The following is a 17,270-nucleotide window of genomic DNA, read 5'->3' on the forward strand; positions in this document are numbered from 1 at the left end:
CACTTACGGCATGAAACGGCTGCTGAGCTGAGCCAGATTGGTCGGCTCTAGCGCCCGACGCGACTGCCAGTAATAGCGCTGCCAATAGCTGTTGTCCAAGCTTGAGATGATCACCCCTTTGGAGGTGGACGCATGGAGAAAGTAGCCATTGCCGACGTAAATGCCCACATGGTTGTAGCGTCCCGGTGGGCGGAAGAAGACCAGATCGCCCGCCTGCAGCTCTTGGCGGTCGATCGGGCGTCCCTCATGCACTTGATCTTGGGTGGAACGGGGTAACTCGACGTCAAAGGTATCGCGGAATACGTTTCTCACCAGGGCAGAGCAATCGATCCCTCGATCCGTCGTTCCTCCAATCCGATAAGGCGTTCCGGCCCACCGCTGATGCTGCTCTAGAAGCGCTTGGCGCACGACTGTTGGCGGGGGTGTCTGCAGACTGCGAAGATGCGCATCGATGGGATCAACGGGCGACATTTGAGGAGTGGCGCCCTGCATGCCGGGAAGCGACATCGAGAAGTAATCCTCGGGGGGGTCCATACCCTGGCGTGAGGCGGAGCCCGCACAACCAGCTAACAAAGCAACGACGACACAAACACTTACAACACGGACAGCGGTCACAGCGGGGTGTGGCGACGCAACCATGCGATTAACCTCGTGACTGAAGAAAAAGTGGAAAAGACCCAAGCATGAGAAAACTCATTTTTTACAAACCCTGGACTATAAGCTAGTTATCCTATGCTTGGCGAGCCTAATGTAAGATTCGTTGATCACCCGGCAGCGTATCGATATGCAGCGGCGCGAAATGGCGCGGCTTGTTGCCTGGAAAATCCAGGCTCGCCCAGGGGCCGGCCAGCACTGGCGCGCCGCATAACCAAGCCACCAGCGCTTGACGAAAACCGGCCAAGAAGCTCTCTCGTTCCGGGGTGTCGCCCATGAAAAACGAAAACCCTGCGTACATGCCCGCCGCATACTCCTGCCAACCCGAGTAATGATCCGCCGCCAACTGATAGGCGCGGTCGAGCACGTTCGCGAATGCTGACTTGTCGAGCCAACCTAGCTGACGTGCCGCAATGGCAAGATCCACGAGCTGGGCAATGTCCCAAGCGGCCATGTCCACGTCATTACAACCATCTTCGTTGGTACTCACACGGCGCAGGCGCAACAAATGGTGACGCTCCTCTTCACCGCAGTCGCCGGACTCCAATATGGCGATCTCAGCCGCCAACCGCTCCGGGTTCAGCGTGTAGGGCGCGTAGTTGATCTGGTACTCCTGGCGATCTCCCGCCTCCAACATGAAGGTCAAAAACTCCTGCATGTCGTCGGCGCTAGAGAGGTGATAGTGGCTCTCTACCCATTCGCGAATGTCGGCGCACTCACGAGGACTTTCCAACTGTGGCTCGCTCCAGACCGCGCTGTTCAGCGGTCCCACCAGCGACATCGCCGTGAAGTGGGTCAATGTAGGTCTCTCACCCGGTTCGCACCAAGCATCGGGTCGCCAATCTAGCCAGTGGAACAGGCTGCCAGGATCTTCCAAATGCCATGCGATTTCATTGATCAGCGAATCATGCTCGGGCTCTGGCAGGCAGCTCTCCCAGGCAAACCACGCCTCGAGCAGACGCTTGGGCGACGCATAAAAGCGACACAAGCAGCTACGTAAGGCGCTAGCGTGCTGCATGAGCGGTTCGCGCTCGAACAGACCACTGTCGAAAGCCATATGCAGATAGAAGGCAAATTTCTCCGCCATGTGAATCGTCGCGGCGTGGCGGCTCACGCCTTTTACCGCGTTGCGCTGTTTGAGCTCATCGGGGGTCGGCTGACCAAAGCGCGTCTGCGACGGTGGTAATACGCCATGGGCGGCATCCGCAGCCAGCTGGTTAAGATGGTGCGCCTGGGCAGGTAGCCAGTAGCGCGCCAGCACTTGGTGGCCCTCATCGGCATGCAGCCCCAGAGAGTCTTGAAGGTAAACGGCGGCATCTGCCCTGCGCTGCTCGGCGATCGGCGCTGACGGATCGAGTTGCCGCAACATGACGTCCGGCTCGCGGACGCCCGCCAACGCGAGCAGCCAATGGTGCGGCGTATGACGCCATGCTTTGATGCGCGCCCGCGAGGCATCACGGGTCGGCTCGTCCAGTAACGCCCCCAGCGAGTGTTTCCAAGGGCTGTGGGGCGCGTGCATGAGCAGCTTATGACGCGCGCTAGGCGTCATCCCCCGGCGATCGACGCCCTCGAAGAGGCTTTGCCCGCGCAGGTAGGCTTTCAGTACGGCATGCCAGTCGTGGTAACGGCGCCCGACGAGATCAGCCGCGTGGGCCGCCAGGTCGTCCGCTTCCGCCTGGCTTAGCCAGCCGCAGCAGGCACCGGCCCAGGCAAGCTCCACCAATCGCAGCCAATCCCAGGCGGCCCATTCCAGCGGCTCGCCCTGATTGACGAACGTGGTGAGCACTGGCGCGTAGGGCGCATCGTTCACCGCGCCCCGTTGCCACTCTTGGCGCTGAGCATGATCCATGGTTAGCAGTTCGCGGGCTTCGATATCCCAGCGCTGGCGCTCGCCCTGGGCACTGAGCCAAAGCATCACTTCCAGTAACTGCTCACGATCTTGAATCTGCCAAACACGCGCCAACCACTGCGTGGCGTCGGGCCAATCGGCGGTGCTGGCTGGATAGCACACCAGCGGGCGGAACAGTGCGCCCAACCGCCAGGGCTGGGCTGCAGCAGACTGAGGCCACAGCGATGCTGGGGCGCCACGCTCGGCGAGCGCGGCATCCAGCGCCTGCCAGGTAACGCCTTCACCTTCACTCTCTAGATCCGACAACGCTTGGCAGGCATCGATAAAACGGTCATCGGCACCGGTTTCCCAGCCTTTAGCACCCAAGGCGCGGCGCAGGTCGGCCAGCCATGCTCGCTGATCGCCGTAGTCGGCAGTGATACGTCGTATTAGGTGGTGCGCCCAGTTCGTCGCCTGCGCCTGACTCAACCAGCCTGCTGCTCCCGCCAGGGCTGACCACTCCAGCGCGCCCAGCAGTTGGTCGGCACTCCCTGATGGCGCACCAAGGGCAAAAAACAGCTGGTCTGCCAACGCGCCACGATCTGTCATACCCAGTTCCAGCAGGCGCTGCTCCGCTGCAACCGCATCCACCGCCAGTGGATGCGGCGTAAAAGCCCAGTCACACAGCACCAGCTGTTGAGCCCACCAGGTAGTTAGTGCGTCGACCAAAAGACACCTCGAAGAAACAGAAAGCGATCCATGAAAGCCATCACCCATCGGAGCAGCCAGTCGCAGCTGCTAAAAGCCGAATAGTGTAACGGAATCTGCTGCCAAGACCGATAGCCGCCGCACAAAACAGCGCTGCCCGGCGCAAAGGCCGGGCAGCAGATACCACTTAGCGTGAGAAACGCTAGGCGCTTTTAACTTTACTAATGACCCATAACAAGACCACGGCCCCCACGGTCGCCGTGACTAGCGAGCCGATGAAGCCGCCCGCCTGCAGCCCCAGCAGGCTGAAGAGGAAACCACCGACGAGCGCACCGACCACGCCGACGCCAATGTTACCGAGCACGCCAAAACCGCCGCCACGCATGATGTTGCCGGCGATCCAGCCAGCTAAACCACCAATGATTAACCACGCAATAAAGCCCATACTACCTCCTTGGTTTCACTCAGCTTGGGGTTTTACCTTCCATCTATGCTTGTCCTACCATAGCACACGGCGCTACTGTTCTGCCTATTTGTTGCCTTTGCCCACAAGGATTCCCCTATGATTCCCGACTCCCTTAAACAGCTACTTAGCCATGTTGATGGTCATCAACGCGCCACCTGGGAAGGCCGTGACGTTACGCTCTTCAACATGGCCTGGGGGGAAATGGTCATTAGCCTGCAAGGCGCACAGGTGCTGCACTTTCAGCCGACCGGCGACACTGGCTGGCTATGGGTCACGCCAACGCCCCAAGCGCTGCCGGGCGCGATCCGTGGCGGCATCCCGCTCTGCTGGCCTTGGTTCGCCGACGAGCGCTACGCTGACGAAAGCCCCGAGCGTAACGGCCCCTTCCATGGGCTTGCTCGCCATGCCATGTGGCGTCTGGACGCCGTTGACGACCACGCCGAAGGCATCGAAGTGCACCTCTCGCCGGAAGAGCGCCTACATAGCCAGCTCACCGCCCGCGTGGTTATTCAAGCCAACGCCCAGCGGTTGAACGTCGAGATCATCAGCGAAAACATTGGCGATGCCCCGATCAAAACCAGCGGCGCACTGCATACCTATCTGGCCGTCAATGAGGCGCATCAATGCCGCTTAGAGGGCCTCGCGGGTGCGCGCTATTTGGACAAGCTGCGTGACTTTGCCGAGTCTGAGCAGCAGGGCACGCTGGCGATTCGTGGCCCAGTCGATCGTATTTATCACACCAATGAAGCGGTGCTGCTCGACGACGGTCAGCGCACACTGCGCATCGGCAAGCAGTCCAGCGACTCCACGGTGGTCTGGCACCCGGATAGCGACCTGCCTAGCGACACGCCCGCCGACGCTGCCAAACACTTTATATGCGTCGAGGCCGCCAATACGCGCCTGGACCCCGTTTGGCTGGTTCCCGGAGCACAGCACTTGCTAGGGACGACAATAAGCCGCGGTTAATGATCGGTTCATCGAGGCTTTGCTATGATCATGCCACCAATATCCCCAAGGAGCGACGATGGATCCGCAGCAATGGCTGGAGGCCGCCACGCTGGCCTTTAACCTAATCGGCATGGTGGTGTGCTTGGTGGGTTTGACCCTTGCGCAAAAAATGCAGCGCCGCTGGCCCGGCTATAGCCTTGCGGTCGTTGGCTTCATCATTGCGACCCTGCCCATGCTCTCTCAGCTGGTCTTGATGTGGCAGCGCTAGCGCGCTCATCTCATTCGAACGCCCTACCCAACCAAGGAAGCGACAGGATGCGCCAGCCGCTGAGCCGCGAATTGAGCAATCTATTGGAGCGAGGCCGAGACCAGCAGCTGCGGCTGGCGGTCACGGGGCTGTCGCAAGCAGGAAAAACGGCCTTTTTGACCTCGCTAGTAAACCAACTGCGCCATGCAGGCGTAGAAGCACGATTAGACCTGTTATCGGTTGCCCGCGAAGGGCGATTGCTAGGCGCGCAGCGTTTGAATCAGCCTGACCTAGGGGTGCCGCGTTTCCCTTACGACCCCGGCATGGCCTCGCTGAGAGACACACCGCCGCGCTGGCCAGAGCCTACTCGGGGTATCAGCGAGCTTCGCTTGCAGCTGCGCTACCGCCCTGCCCAACAGGGCTGGTTCACGCCGGATATCGCTCACCTGACACTGGACCTGTTCGACTACCCTGGCGAATGGCTGCTGGATTTACCGCTGCTGCAGCACGACTTCTATAGTTGGAGCCAGAGCCAAGCCCAGCACGAAGGCCCCCATCGCCGAGCGCTGTTTAGCGAATGGTTGGCCGAAGCAGAGCAGCTAGACCCCACGGCGGAAGCCGATGAAGCGCAGCTCGCCACGCTGGCCGAGGCCTACGCATTGGGCCTACGGCGTGCCAAGCAGGCGGGCTTTTCTGACCTGCAGCCGGGGCGTTTTTTGCTGCCCGGCGAGCTGGATGGCGCACCGGTACTGCAGTTCTTCCCGCTGCCCGGATTAGATACTCCCAAAGAAACCCTCGACGCGCTGCCCGAATCGAGCCTCTACGCCACCCTGGCGGCGCGTTTTCGCTACTATCAGCAGCAGGTGGTGCGCCCCTTCTACCGCGACCACTTCCGCCGCTTTGACCGCCAGATCGTGCTGGTGGACGTGCTGGGCGCGCTCAACGCCGGGCCGGAGCGTTTCGAGGATCTTTCCCGCGCGCTGCAACAGCTGATGAAGAGCTTCGATTACGGCAAGCGCAGCTTGCTGACCCGCCTGTTCGCTCCCAAAATCGATCGCCTCGCCATTGCCGCGACCAAAGCGGACCACGTAACGCCCGATCAGCACCCCCATGTCGTGCAGCTGTTGGAAGCGCTGCTGGCGGAGCCATTGAAAGACTTACGCTTTGCCGATATCCCGGTGAAAGCGCTGTCGCTGGCGGCCATTCGCGCCACCGAGGCCCGCGAAGTGCTTCATGATGGCAAGCGAACGCCAGCGCTGAAAGGCACCACGTTAGAAGGCGAAGACGTGCTGGTGTACCCCGGCGATGTGCCCAGCCGCCTGCCCAAAGCCGATTTTTGGCAGCAGCAAGGGTTTGATTTCCCCAGCTTCCGCCCGATGCCCGCCGATAGCGAGGCACTACCCCACATCCGTATGGACGCCGCGATTGACTTGCTGATTGGAGACAAACTGACATGAGTAACCCTCAGCCCCGCCGCGACTTCCAGGCCGAAGCGCCGCCCGAACCTACCCAGGAAACCCTACGCCAGCACGAACGCTTCGCGGCGAGCGAATCGCACCAGCCGCTGGCGACCCAAGCCGAACTCAAAGCACTGCCGGAAGAGACCCTAGGCGCGCCCCGCAAGCGCCGCTGGGGGCTGATGTTCGCCTTGGCAGGCGGAGCCACACTCGGCACGGTAGAGCTGGCAACCGGCATTCCTGACGCGCTGTCCCAGTCCCAGTGGATGACGATGGCGTGGCAGCTGTTTGGGATTAGCCTGATTGGCTTGGGCGGCGCATCGCTTCTCAAGGAGCTGGGCCGTTTGCGGCGCTTAAAGCGACACGACCAGTTACGGGCCAACCTAGCCGAGCTTCCCCAGCGTTCCAGCCAGCAGGCCCAGGCGATGGCCGTTCAATTGAAACAGCAGCTCGCGCTGAGCAACGATGATCCTCACTGGCTGGCCTTCCAGCGGGCGTGCCAGCCGCACCATAGCGGGGAAGAGATTCAAACCCTGCTGCGCTACCACCTGCTGGCCCCCCGTGACCGGGAAGCTCAGCGGTTGATTACCCGGATGTCGGGGGAAACCGCCATCATGGTGGCGGTTTCCCCGCTGACCCTGGTGGACATGGCGCTGGTGGCGTGGCGCAGCCTGGCCATGGTGGATCGGCTGAGCCGTCTGTACGGGCTGGAGCTTGGCTACGCCAGCCGCCTGCGGCTATTTCGCCACGTGCTGCACAACATGGCCTTTGCAGGCGCCAGCGAACTGGCCACCGATGCCAGCATGGACATGCTCTCGCTGGACTTGGCAGGCCGCCTTTCGGCGCGAGCAGGCCAGGGCTTGGCGACCGGGTTGCTGAGCGCCCGCCTGGGGCTGCGTGCCCAGCGGCTGTGCCGCCCGGTGGCCTTTACGCCAGAGGAGCAGCCCAAATTAGCCGACCTTCGCCAAGACCTCTGGCGGCAGATCAAGCGGCTCGATAAAGAGCCCGCCCCCGCCGCGCGTCACCGCGATTAATACCGCTCACCCAGCGGCTCACGCCAGCCGCTGCTCGGTTTCGGCATCGAACAGCACCGCTTGGGACATATCGACCCTCAGCGCCAAGCGCTCCCCGGGTGATACCTCACATTTGGGCCCGACCCGCGCGGTAATCTCCTGCTCACCCAGCGGCAGGCGCAGCAGAATATCGGCACCGGTCGGTTCCACCACGCTCACCTTGGCGTCCAACAGCGTACCTTCGGCTTGCTCGCTGAGGCGCAGGTCCTCTTCGCTAAAGTGCTCGGGCCGTAGACCCAGAATCACCGGCTTGTCGAGCTGCTCTACCAAGCCTGCCGTGTGTCGGGCCGTTGGCCAGGGCAACAGCAGGTCGGCTTCGTCGGGGGTGGCAATGCGCAGTGCATAGCCATCGCCGTCGGCTTCTAGCGTGGCGCGGATGAAGTTCATCGACGGCGAGCCCATAAAGCCCGCCACGAACATATCCACCGGATTGTTGTAGACCTCATCGGGGCTGCCCAACTGCAGAATATGCCCGTCACGCATCACCGCGATACAGTCTGCCAGGGTCATGGCTTCTACCTGATCGTGGGTAACGTAAACGATAGTGGTGCCCAGGCGCTGGTGAAGCTTTTTGATCTCGGTGCGCATATCCACGCGCAGCTTGGCGTCCAGGTTCGAGAGCGGCTCGTCAAAAAGATAGACTTTGGGCTCCCGCGCCAGGGCACGCCCCATGGCCACCCGCTGGCGCTGGCCGCCGGAGAGCTGGGCGGGCTTGCGCTCTAGCAGGTGGGAGATTTGCAGCAGATCGGCCACCCGCTCCACGGCGGCTTCCCGCTCGGCCTTGGGCACTTTGCGCATCTCTAAACCAAAGCTGATGTTTTGGCGCACGGTCATGCTGGGGTACAGGGCGTAGGATTGGAACACCATGGCAATATCGCGCTCGGCGGGGGTGCGCCAAGTGACGTCCTCACCGTCGATATAGATATTGCCGCTGGTGACCGGCTCAAGCCCGGCGATGGCATTCATCAGCGTGGATTTCCCACAGCCGGATGGCCCCACCAGAATCAAAAACTCGCCGGAATCGATGGAGATGCTGACATCTTTCAGCACCCGCTCGCTGCCAAACTCTTTGCGTACGTTGTGAATCTCTAACGCTGCCATGATCAAAATCCTGTTCTAAGGGGGCTGGCAAGAAGCGCATTGGCACCGGTCAGATCACCCCTTGGCGGGGGCGCTGTAAACCCTTCCCTGGGCGCTACTTTCGCCGTCCTGGCGAAAGACCCCCGCTACGGGGTGATGCTGACCTCTACCTGCGACTGCCATGCACCTAGTTGTTATTAGCCCTTTACGGAGCCTGCCGTGAGCCCACGCACAAAATATTTACCCGCCAGCACGTACACCACTAGGGTGGGCAGTGCGGCAATCATGGCGGCGGCCATATCGACGTTGTATTCGCGCACGCCGGTGGAGGTGTTCACCAGATTATTGAGCGCCACCGTGACTGGCTGAGTGTTGTGTGCCGAGAACGCCACGCCAAAGAGGAAATCGTTCCAGATTTGGGTGAACTGCCAAATCACCGACACCACGATGATGGGCGCCGACACCGGCAACAGGATGCGCCAAAAAATACGGAAGAACCCGGCTCCGTCCAGCTTGGCCGCCGAGACCAACTCGTTAGGAATCCCCACGTAGAAGTTACGGAAAAACAGCGTGGTAAAGGCGATACCAAACACTACGTGCACCAGGATCAGCCCCGCTCGAGAGCTAGAGAGCCCCAGCCAGCCCAGGGTTTGCGCCATGGGCAGTAGCACCACCTGAAACGGAATAAAGCAGCCGAACAGCATCAGCGCGAAGACCAGCTCGGAGCCTTTGAAGCGCCATTTTGTCAGCGCATAGCCGTTCAGCGCTCCCACGGCGGTGGAGATCAGCACCGCAGGAATGACGATGGCAAAGGAGTTCCAAAAATAACCACCCACGCCGTCGCAGCGCATACCGGTGCAGGCTTCACCCCAGGCTTTTGCCCAGGGGGCCAGCGTCGGATTTTGCGGTAACGACAGCAGCGACCCGGCGCTGATTTCGCTCAACGGTTTAATGGAGGTCATCAGCATGACCACCAACGGCAGCACGTAGAACAGCGCGGCGATGACCAGGACCGCGTACAGCACGCCACGCCATAACTTGGCCGCAGGCGTTTGGCGACGAATCACATTAGCCATGTTTGCGGCTCCTTAATTCGGAGTAGAGGTAAGGAATCAGGATGGCCAACACCCCACCGAGCATCAGCATGGCGCTGGCCGACCCCAGCCCGATCTGCGCCCGGTTGAACGCATGGGTATACATGAACGTGGCCGGCAGGTCCGTTGCATAACCCGGCCCGCCGCCGGTGAGCGCGACGACCAAGTCAAAACTCTTGATGGCAATGTGGGCCAGAATCATCACCGCGCTGAACACCACCGGGCGCAGGCAGGGCATGACCACCCGCCAGTAAATGCGCGGCAGGCTCGCGCCATCGAGCTGGGCGGCTTTGATAATGCTATCGTCGATACCGCGCAGCCCGGCGAGAAAGAGCGCCATCACGAAGCCAGAGGCCTGCCAAACGGCGGCAATCACCAAGGTGTAGATCGCCATATCCGGATCGACGATCCAGTCGAACTCGAACGACTCGAAGCCCCAGCTGCGCACCATGGCCTGAATGCCTAGCTGCGGGTTCAGCAGCCACTTCCACACGACCCCCGTAACAATGAACGACAGCGCCATGGGGTAGAGATACACCGTGCGTAGCGCGCCCTCCTGACGAATCTTTTGATCCAACAGCATTGCCAGCAGTGCCCCCAGCACTAAGCAGATCACGATAAACAGCGTACCAAAGATCATCAGATTGGTAGACGCCACCCACCAGCGCTCGTTGGCCATCAGCCGCGCATACTGGCCAAACCCGACAAAATCGTAGCTGGGCAGCATACGCGAGCTGGTGAGTGATAAGACAAAGGTCCACAGCATAAAGCCGTAAACAAAAAACAGAGACACCGCCACCGAGGGTGCCAGCACTAGCCTTGGCAGCCAGGCCTGCAGCCGACCAGAGGCCGTTGGCCGCAACGCGGTGTGCGTTGGGGTTTCGCTCATGGGGAATTCCTCGCCAGTCAACCGCTAGCGCCGCCGTTGCGGCGGCGCTGGTTGCGTACGTTCAGCGCGTACTTGCGCTATTGCCAATGGTGCCGCGCTTAGAACGAGGCAGCTTCTGCGGCGCTGACCAGTCGCTGGGCCGCTTCTTCGGCGGGCATATCGGCGTCGTTGAAGTAGTTGGTCACGACGTCAAAGATGGCTCCCTGAACGTCGGCACGTACGGCCATACCGTGAGCCATACTGGGCACTAATCCGCCTTCATCGGCAGTGCTCTGGAAATCGTCCATTGACTGCTGGGCGCAGCTATCGAACTCGCTCATATCCAGGTCAGGGCGCGCGGGAATGGAGCCTTTGGCAAGGTTGAAGGCTTCCTGGAAGGTGGGTTCAAGCACCAAACGCGCCAGCGTGTGCTGAGCTTCACGCTCGGCATCATCGGACACGCGGAACATCGCCAGGCTGTCGATGTTGAAGGTAAAGGCGTCTTCGGTGCCCGGAGCGGCGGTGCACAGGTAGTCTTCACCGGCGGTCATGCCTGCAGCGGTGAACTCCCCCTTCGCCCAGTCACCCATCAACTGGAAACCAGCCACGCCCTCGATCACCATCGCGGTGGCAATGTTCCAATCGCGGCCCGGCATGCCTTCGTCCATCAGCTCGCGCAGGCGTTTGAAATCTTCCAGTGCGGCGACCATCTGCTCGCCTCCCAGGGCTTCTGGGTCTAGCTCCACCAGCGCCTGCTGATAGAACTCGGTGCCTTGACTACCTAACACCACGCTTTCAAACACGGTGGCGTCCTGCCAGGACTGGCCACCGTGGGCGAGCGGCACAAAGCCTGCTTCACGAATCGCTTCCCCGGCGGCAAACAGCTCGTCGAGGGTGGTGGGCATTTCTACGCCAGCGGCTTCCAGCACGTCTGGGTTGGCCCACAGCCAGTTAACCCGGTGTACGTTTGCGGGCACGGCTACGTACTGGCCGTCATAACGCATAATATCGGCCACAATTTCTGGTAACAGGTCGTTCCAGCCTTCGGCATCCGCCACTTCATTTAAGTCACCTAGCAGGCCAAGCTCGCCCCACTCCTGAATTTCCGGGCCTTTAATTTGCGCGGCGGAGGGTGGGTTACCTGACATGGCACGGGATTTGAGCACTGTCATGGCGGTTTCACCGCCACCGCCGGCCACAGCGAAATCCTGCCAGCCGTAACCTTCGGCTTCGAGTAGCTCTTTGAGAACGTTGGCTGCGCGGGCTTCACCACCGGACGTCCACCAGTGCAGCACTTCGACCTCATTGGCCTGCGCGGTGCTTGCCAGGGCCGTACCGGCGGCAAGGGCCAGCGCGAGGGCGGATTTTTTGAAGACGGGTAACAAATGACGCATGAGTTGCTCCTGCTGTTGTTTTTATAGGGATAACGATGATGGGTAAACGGCGAGAGCGCCGTTTTTATCGCGGTTATCGCGCCGCGCTTCGTGGAGAGGCGGCTCATCGCAGAGTACGTCACCTGCGCCCACAACGGGAGTTACCGAGTCCTGCATAGTGTTAGCGATTTATTACAAGTCTGTAACGCTGGTTTGGCGAGGCAGCGTAAGCGTGGCCAGCAGGCCGCCTACGGGGTGATTGGCAAGGGTAATATCGCCCCCATGGGCACGGGCGATATGCCGCGCAATGCCTAGCCCCAGGCCGCTTCCACCGGTGTGGCGGCTTCTGGACACCTCCAGGCGTACAAAGGGTGAAAACACGCGGCCAAGCTGATCCTCAGGAATGCCAGGGCCACTGTCGTGAATATGTAGGCGCACCACGCCCGACTGCTCTTCCAGCGTTACCCTCGCCCGCTGGCCGTAAAACACCGCATTTTCTAACAGGTTCGCCAGGCAGCGCTTCATCGCCAGCGGCTTGACCGTGAGTGGCGCCACCTGCCCGGCCACCTGCACGTCGCCCCCCTGCAAGCGCAGCGCCTCGGCCAGTTCAATCGTTAGCGCGTAGAGATCCGTTGGCTGCGGCTCTTCATGCAGGTCTAACCCCTTGACCGAGGCCAGCGCGCCTTTGACCAGCTCGGACAGCTCGTCCAGCGAGGCGCAGAAGCGTTCGCGCTGAAGTGGGTCATCCAGCATTTCAGCCCGTAAGCGCATGCGGGTAATCGGCGTTTTCAAGTCGTGGGAGATCGCTGAGAAGAGCCTCTCGCGCTCCTCCACCTGCTCGCGAATACGCCGCTGCATACGATTGAACGCCACTGCGGTAGCTGCTACTTCCTTGGGGCCACTCTCTTTTAGCGGCGGGCTATCCAGGTCGTCGCCGAGCTGACGCGCCGCCCGAGAAAGTCTAGCCAGCGGCCTCGTGACGCTGGTAATACCCAATAACGACAGCGCCAGCACGGTGAGCAGCACGACGATGCCCGCCAGCAGCCGCTCTTCCGAGAGCCAGCGGTAGCCGCTGAAGATATCCGGGACGCCCAGCAGCGTGGCCACATAGAGCCAAGTATCCGGGGCCAACTCCAACTGCACCACCAGAATCGGCGGCGATAGCGGCTCCATCAACAGGCTATGCTGGCCCCAACGGGGCGGCAGATCGTGGAGCAGCACTTCGTTATTGAATACCCGCAGGGTTTCCGGGCGGGAAAACTCCACCACCACATCGTCAATCGAGAGCTGCTGAGTCAGAATGGTGCGTACATTATTCACCACCACTGCTTTTTCCGGACCGTTGCCGATGTCCACTACGGGGATACGCCGCTCGTTTACGCTGACGAAAAAACGCGTGCCGCCCATGCTACGCAGCTGATCCAGCACGATATGCCGATAGTCCACCGGCAGCGAACGGAAAAATTTCATGGTGGAGGCAATGCTAAACGCCATGTTGCTGGAGAGCTCATCGAGCTGTTCGAGCTGGCTGGCGCGCACTTGAGAGGTCCAAATAGTATAGCTGGCCACCTGAGCGGCCAGCACCCCAGCAATCATGATGATGACAAAGCGCCCGCGCAGGCTGCCGGGCAGCCAGCGTGAACGTCGTTTCAGCCAACGTCGCCACGCCCTCACGACGTTGGTTCTACCCTGGCCGTTAGCACGTAGCCCGCCCCGCGTACGGTACGAATCAACTGTGAATGCTGGGCATCCTCACCTAGCCGCTGGCGTAGCCGACAGACGTGCACATCGATCGAACGATCCAGCGGCGGCGCATCACGGCCTCGGGTCAAGGTATAGAGATCATCGCGAGTGATCACCTGGGCGGGACGCTCCAAGAACACCTGAAGCAGCTGAAAATCTGCCCCCGACAGCGCGGTGCGCTCGCCGTTGTGATCGACCAGTTCCCGCGTCATGCGGTCGAGCTGCCACTCACCAAAGCGTACCCAACGCGCTTCATGAGGGGCGGCCGCCGAGGCAGCCGTGCGCGTGCGGCGCAGTACCGCTTTGATACGCGCCAGCAGCTCACGAGGGTTGAAGGGTTTGCCGATATAGTCGTCGGCCCCTAATTCCAGCCCCAAGATGCGGTCGGTATCGTCGGCGCTGGCGGTGAGCATGATGATCGGCGTGTCGCTGGTTTTGCGCAGCTCCCGGCAAATGGTGAAGCCGTCATCCCCCGGCATCATCACATCGACGATCAGCAAATCGGGTGTTCGCTCGGCAAGCTGTGAGTAAAGCGTGTTCGCGTCTTCGGCGGTCCGCACGTGGTAACCGTGTCGCCCCAGGTAATCCGCCAGTAGCTCGCGGATTTCCGGATCATCGTCGACCACCATCAAGGTCGCAGGTGTGGTAGTCATCGTAGAAAGGGCCCCTAGGTTATTATCGTTTTAGGGGCTAGATGATGGTGGAGCGTATCGCCTACCGCAAGCGGCTCTCGACTAAGGTGGCAGAGTGATAATGGCAGCAAAAATGCTAAAGCCCAAAGCGCTGCTTCAGGAACGACGCCACCGCCGCTTCGCCGTGGTGGCCGATGCGCTGGGCTCTTGGCACGCGATCGAACAGCGCCGGATGGGCGTTGGCCATCACCTGGGCTTCACCTGCCAAGGTAAGCATTTCAGTGTCGTTGAGGTTATCTCCGAAGGCTAAGCAGTCGGCGGCGGTGAGCCCCAGCGACTCCAGTAGCGCCGCCAATGCCACGCCTTTGTTGACCCCGCCCGCCATGATCTCTAACGAGTCCACCGTGGAGTAGGTAATGTGCAGCCCATCGCCGTGGGCGGCCTGGGCCTGAGCTTCCAGCTCTGCTAGCGCTTCCGGGTCGCCTAAATAGAGCACTTTACCCACGCCGTTGGCGTCCATCTGATCGGGCGGCACGACCTCATAGCGAAAGCCCGTTGAGGCATGTAATGACAGCAGATGTGGCGCGTCGGCATCCACATGCCAGCCTACCTCGCGGTAAAGACTGAGACGCACTTGGGGTGGTCGCGGTAAATGAATCAGCGTATGGGCATGAGCCGGATCGAGATGGGACGCGCTGACCAAGCTATCCGCGGGATCATGGGTGTACGCCCCATTAGTACTGATCAGGTGGGCAGGGACGCCCAATTCGTCACGGAATACGCGCATATCGTGGTAATGGCGGCCGGAGGCCAGCGCCAGATGGTGCCCCTGCTGTACCAGCCTACGCAGCACCTCGACGGTGCTGTCATGTAACCGGTGGTCGCTGCCCAGCAGCGTACCGTCTAGGTCGGAAACGATCAGGCGTGGGGTCATAAGCGCGCTCCTTGTACGTTAGTCGCCTTAGCGGTCGATCTACTCAGCTTAACCGATTCAGCCAAGCGTAAGTAAGCCATTGACCTGTCGTGCCCACCGCCACTTCCCCCAGGGCAACGATTGGCGCGGCCAGTGGGAATCCGTATAGTGGCACCCTACTCTCGCCAACTGATCGAACACATGCTTCAAAACAACTCCCTGCTTGCCCAGCTCAAGCAACAGATCCGTGAAACGACTCCTCGCGCCGAAGGGGTGATCAAAGCTACCGAAAAAGGCTTTGGGTTTCTTGAAACCGACAGCGGCGACTCCTATTTCGTGCCACCTCCCGCCATGAAGCAGGTACTGCACGGTGATCGCGTGGAAGCCGTCATACACGAAAACGGCGATAAGAAGTCGGTCGAGCCGGAAAAGCTCATCGAAGCCGGTTTGGACCGCTTCGTTGCACGTGTGCAAAAACGCGACGGCCGCCTGGCGGTGGTGCCGGACCACCCTTCGATTCGCAACGTGTTGAAAGCACGTATAAAAAACAGCCTCGACGAAAATAGCATTGGCGATGGCGACTGGGTCGTGGCGCGCTTGGTACGCCACCCACTAAAAGAGAACGACCGCGGCTTCTTCTCCCAGATCGATGAGTTGGTGGCCAAAGCCGACGACCCTGCCGTACCTTGGCGCGTGACGCTTGCTCGCCACGCGCTGGAACAAGAGTGCCCGGATGCTGGCAGCGATTGGCCGCTACGCGACGAGGGACTGACGCGGGAAGACCTCACCGCACAGCCCTTCTTTACCATCGACGGCGAAAAGACGCGAGACATGGACGATGCCCTATATGTGGTGGCCCGTCCCGAAGGCGGCTGGCAGTTGAGCGTGGCCATTGCCGACCCCACCGCCTATGTGGAAGAGGGCCACGCCGCCGATCTGGAAGCGCGCACTCGCGCATTTACCGTCTACCTGCCGGGCCAGAACGTCACCATGCTGCCCGAGCAGTTGGCGGACGACTTGTGCTCGCTGTGGGAAGGCCAAGAGCGCCCAGCCCTTGCCTGCACGCTGACCATTCATGCCGACGGCAGCCTGGGCGACTACCGCTTCTTCGCGGCCAACGTGACGTCCCACGCGAAGCTGGTGTACGAGCGCGTCTCCGACTGGATCGAAGGCCAGGGCGACTGGGCACCGGCCGAGGAGATTGCCGAGCAGCTGAAGGCGCTGCAGGCCTTGACGGAAGCTCGCACTGCATGGCGTAACGAGCACGCACTGGTCTTCAAAGATCGTCCTGATTACGTCTTCGATCTGGATGAAGCGGGCAACGTGCTGGGCATTCGCACCGAAGACCGCCGCATTGCCAACCGCATGATCGAAGAGTCGATGATTGCCGCCAACGCCTGCTGCGCGGACTTCCTGGCCAGCCATATCGGCCACGGCATCTTCAACGTCCACCGCGCTTTCGAGCCGGAAAAAGCCGAAGCGGCCCAAGAGTTCCTCGCCACTCAGGAAATCGTCGTCGATCAACAGGCCTTGACCGAACTGGCTCACTATAAGGAACTCAAGCGTGCGCTTGAGAGCCGCGACGACGCTTGGTTGGATGCGCGCCTACGCCGTTTCCAGGGCTTCACCAGCATGTCGGCCCAGCCTGGCCCGCATTTTGGGCTGGGGCTGCCCGCCTACGCCACCTGGACCTCGCCGATTCGTAAGTACGGCGATATGGTCAACCACCGCTTGATCAAGCGTGTGCTCAAGGGCGAGCAGGCTCCGGCAGAAGCCAGCCAGCAGCTCACCGAGCAGCTCACCGAGCGCCGCCGTCTGAATCGTATGGCTGAACGCGACGTAAAAGATTGGCTTTACGTGCGCTACCTGACCCCGGCGGCGCAGAATCAGGACACCTTCGACGCCGAAATCATGGCGATCAACCGTGGCGGTATGCGGGTTCGTCTGATAGAAAACGGCGCGACGGCGTTCGTGCCCGCCCCCTTGATGCACAGTGACCGCGATAAAGTGGTCATCGATGACAAAGAGGGCCGCATTCAGATCGAGGGCGAGGAGCGCTTCAAGCTGGGCGATAGCCTGCGTGTCTCACTGACCGAAGCTCGCGAAGAGACACGATCGCTGGTCGCCAAACCTGCTGCCTAAACGCAGCCAACACGTGTTCGCGCCACGGCTTTGCCGTGGCGTTT

General features: G+C 61.0%; 15 protein-coding genes. 5 read left to right on the forward strand and 10 right to left on the reverse strand.

What is annotated here, in order from left to right; genetic code table 11:
- Positions 1-3: 3 nt before the first annotated feature.
- The 3 genes from MHM37_RS06820 to MHM37_RS06830 all read right to left on the reverse strand — a co-directional run bounded on the left by MHM37_RS06820 (position 4) and on the right by MHM37_RS06830 (position 3,635).
- On the reverse strand, positions 4-534 hold the full coding sequence (locus tag MHM37_RS06820; RefSeq protein WP_239296100.1) for an NlpC/P60 family protein: 531 nt from the start codon (positions 532-534) through the stop codon (positions 4-6).
- 211 nt (positions 535-745) lie between these two features.
- Complete coding sequence (locus MHM37_RS06825; protein WP_239296101.1) at positions 746-3,211, reverse strand: YbeU/YbeR family protein; 2,466 nt, start codon at positions 3,209-3,211, stop codon at positions 746-748.
- A gap of 181 nt (positions 3,212-3,392) precedes the next feature.
- Complete coding sequence (locus MHM37_RS06830) at positions 3,393-3,635, reverse strand: GlsB/YeaQ/YmgE family stress response membrane protein (RefSeq protein ID WP_139525453.1); 243 nt, start codon at positions 3,633-3,635, stop codon at positions 3,393-3,395.
- A gap of 117 nt (positions 3,636-3,752) precedes the next feature.
- Here MHM37_RS06830 and MHM37_RS06835 point away from each other — a divergent pair, with 117 nt between their 5' ends.
- The 4 genes from MHM37_RS06835 to MHM37_RS06850 are packed head-to-tail and all read left to right on the forward strand — an operon-like array spanning position 3,753 to position 7,342.
- On the forward strand, positions 3,753-4,622 hold the full coding sequence (locus tag MHM37_RS06835; protein WP_239296102.1) for a D-hexose-6-phosphate mutarotase: 870 nt from the start codon (positions 3,753-3,755) through the stop codon (positions 4,620-4,622).
- Positions 4,623-4,680: 58 nt separating this feature from the next.
- Positions 4,681-4,872 (forward strand): hypothetical protein, encoded by a 192-nt coding sequence (locus MHM37_RS06840; RefSeq protein WP_058576924.1) that lies wholly within the window; start codon positions 4,681-4,683, stop codon positions 4,870-4,872.
- A gap of 47 nt (positions 4,873-4,919) precedes the next feature.
- Positions 4,920-6,308 (forward strand): YcjX family protein, encoded by a 1,389-nt coding sequence (locus MHM37_RS06845; RefSeq protein WP_239296103.1) that lies wholly within the window; start codon positions 4,920-4,922, stop codon positions 6,306-6,308.
- Positions 6,305-7,342 (forward strand): TIGR01620 family protein, encoded by a 1,038-nt coding sequence (locus tag MHM37_RS06850; RefSeq protein ID WP_239296104.1) that lies wholly within the window; start codon positions 6,305-6,307, stop codon positions 7,340-7,342. The genes MHM37_RS06845 and MHM37_RS06850 overlap by 4 nt, the downstream gene beginning before the upstream one ends.
- An 18-nt stretch (positions 7,343-7,360) precedes the next feature.
- On the opposite strand, the gene MHM37_RS06855 is transcribed toward MHM37_RS06850, so the two are convergent.
- The 7 genes from MHM37_RS06855 to MHM37_RS06885 form a co-directional block, all read right to left on the reverse strand.
- The gene (locus MHM37_RS06855) at positions 7,361-8,482 is read right to left on the reverse strand and encodes an ABC transporter ATP-binding protein (RefSeq protein ID WP_239296105.1); all 1,122 of its coding nucleotides are present in this window, start codon (positions 8,480-8,482) and stop codon (positions 7,361-7,363) included.
- Positions 8,483-8,658: 176 nt separating this feature from the next.
- Positions 8,659-9,537: a carbohydrate ABC transporter permease gene (locus MHM37_RS06860; RefSeq protein WP_239285095.1), complete on the reverse strand. Its 879-nt coding sequence runs from the start codon at positions 9,535-9,537 to the stop codon at positions 8,659-8,661.
- Positions 9,530-10,444: a sugar ABC transporter permease gene (locus tag MHM37_RS06865; protein ID WP_139525447.1), complete on the reverse strand. Its 915-nt coding sequence runs from the start codon at positions 10,442-10,444 to the stop codon at positions 9,530-9,532. The genes MHM37_RS06860 and MHM37_RS06865 overlap by 8 nt, the downstream gene beginning before the upstream one ends.
- 98 nt (positions 10,445-10,542) lie before the next feature.
- Positions 10,543-11,817, reverse strand: a complete 1,275-nt coding sequence (locus MHM37_RS06870) for an ABC transporter substrate-binding protein (RefSeq protein WP_153842320.1) — start codon at positions 11,815-11,817, stop codon at positions 10,543-10,545.
- A 171-nt stretch (positions 11,818-11,988) separates the two neighbouring features.
- A complete protein-coding gene (locus MHM37_RS06875) occupies positions 11,989-13,392 on the reverse strand; it encodes an ATP-binding protein (RefSeq protein WP_239296152.1) in 1,404 nt (467 codons plus the stop codon).
- A 74-nt stretch (positions 13,393-13,466) separates the two neighbouring features.
- Positions 13,467-14,192, reverse strand: coding sequence for a response regulator (locus MHM37_RS06880; RefSeq protein WP_239296106.1), 726 nt, complete (start codon positions 14,190-14,192; stop codon positions 13,467-13,469).
- Between the two features lie 115 nt (positions 14,193-14,307).
- Complete coding sequence (locus tag MHM37_RS06885; RefSeq protein ID WP_239296108.1) at positions 14,308-15,105, reverse strand: Cof-type HAD-IIB family hydrolase; 798 nt, start codon at positions 15,103-15,105, stop codon at positions 14,308-14,310.
- A gap of 180 nt (positions 15,106-15,285) precedes the next feature.
- On the opposite strand from MHM37_RS06885, the gene MHM37_RS06890 reads away from it, so the two are divergent.
- Positions 15,286-17,226, forward strand: a complete 1,941-nt coding sequence (locus MHM37_RS06890) for an exoribonuclease II (protein ID WP_139525670.1) — start codon at positions 15,286-15,288, stop codon at positions 17,224-17,226.
- Positions 17,227-17,270 lie beyond the last annotated feature (44 nt).

It is taken from the genome of Halomonas sp. MMH1-48 (assembly GCF_022348105.1).
Classification (GTDB): Bacteria; Pseudomonadota; Gammaproteobacteria; order Pseudomonadales; family Halomonadaceae; genus Vreelandella; species Vreelandella piezotolerans.

Coding starts and splice junctions, on each gene's coding strand:
- MHM37_RS06820 (WP_239296100.1), bottom strand. CDS start 534: ATGGACCCCCCCGAGGATTACTTCTCGATGTCGCTTCCCGGCATGCAG.
- MHM37_RS06830 (WP_139525453.1), bottom strand. CDS start 3,635: ATGGGCTTTATTGCGTGGTTAATCATTGGTGGTTTAGCTGGCTGGATC.
- MHM37_RS06835 (WP_239296102.1), top strand. CDS start 3,753: ATGATTCCCGACTCCCTTAAACAGCTACTTAGCCATGTTGATGGTCAT.
- MHM37_RS06840 (WP_058576924.1), top strand. CDS start 4,681: ATGGATCCGCAGCAATGGCTGGAGGCCGCCACGCTGGCCTTTAACCTA.
- MHM37_RS06845 (WP_239296103.1), top strand. CDS start 4,920: ATGCGCCAGCCGCTGAGCCGCGAATTGAGCAATCTATTGGAGCGAGGC.
- MHM37_RS06850 (WP_239296104.1), top strand. CDS start 6,305: ATGAGTAACCCTCAGCCCCGCCGCGACTTCCAGGCCGAAGCGCCGCCC.
- MHM37_RS06855 (WP_239296105.1), bottom strand. CDS start 8,482: ATGGCAGCGTTAGAGATTCACAACGTACGCAAAGAGTTTGGCAGCGAG.
- MHM37_RS06860 (WP_239285095.1), bottom strand. CDS start 9,537: ATGGCTAATGTGATTCGTCGCCAAACGCCTGCGGCCAAGTTATGGCGT.
- MHM37_RS06865 (WP_139525447.1), bottom strand. CDS start 10,444: ATGAGCGAAACCCCAACGCACACCGCGTTGCGGCCAACGGCCTCTGGT.
- MHM37_RS06870 (WP_153842320.1), bottom strand. CDS start 11,817: ATGCGTCATTTGTTACCCGTCTTCAAAAAATCCGCCCTCGCGCTGGCC.
- MHM37_RS06875 (WP_239296152.1), bottom strand. CDS start 13,392: ATGATTGCTGGGGTGCTGGCCGCTCAGGTGGCCAGCTATACTATTTGG.
- MHM37_RS06880 (WP_239296106.1), bottom strand. CDS start 14,192: ATGACTACCACACCTGCGACCTTGATGGTGGTCGACGATGATCCGGAA.
- MHM37_RS06885 (WP_239296108.1), bottom strand. CDS start 15,105: ATGACCCCACGCCTGATCGTTTCCGACCTAGACGGTACGCTGCTGGGC.
- MHM37_RS06890 (WP_139525670.1), top strand. CDS start 15,286: ATGCTTCAAAACAACTCCCTGCTTGCCCAGCTCAAGCAACAGATCCGT.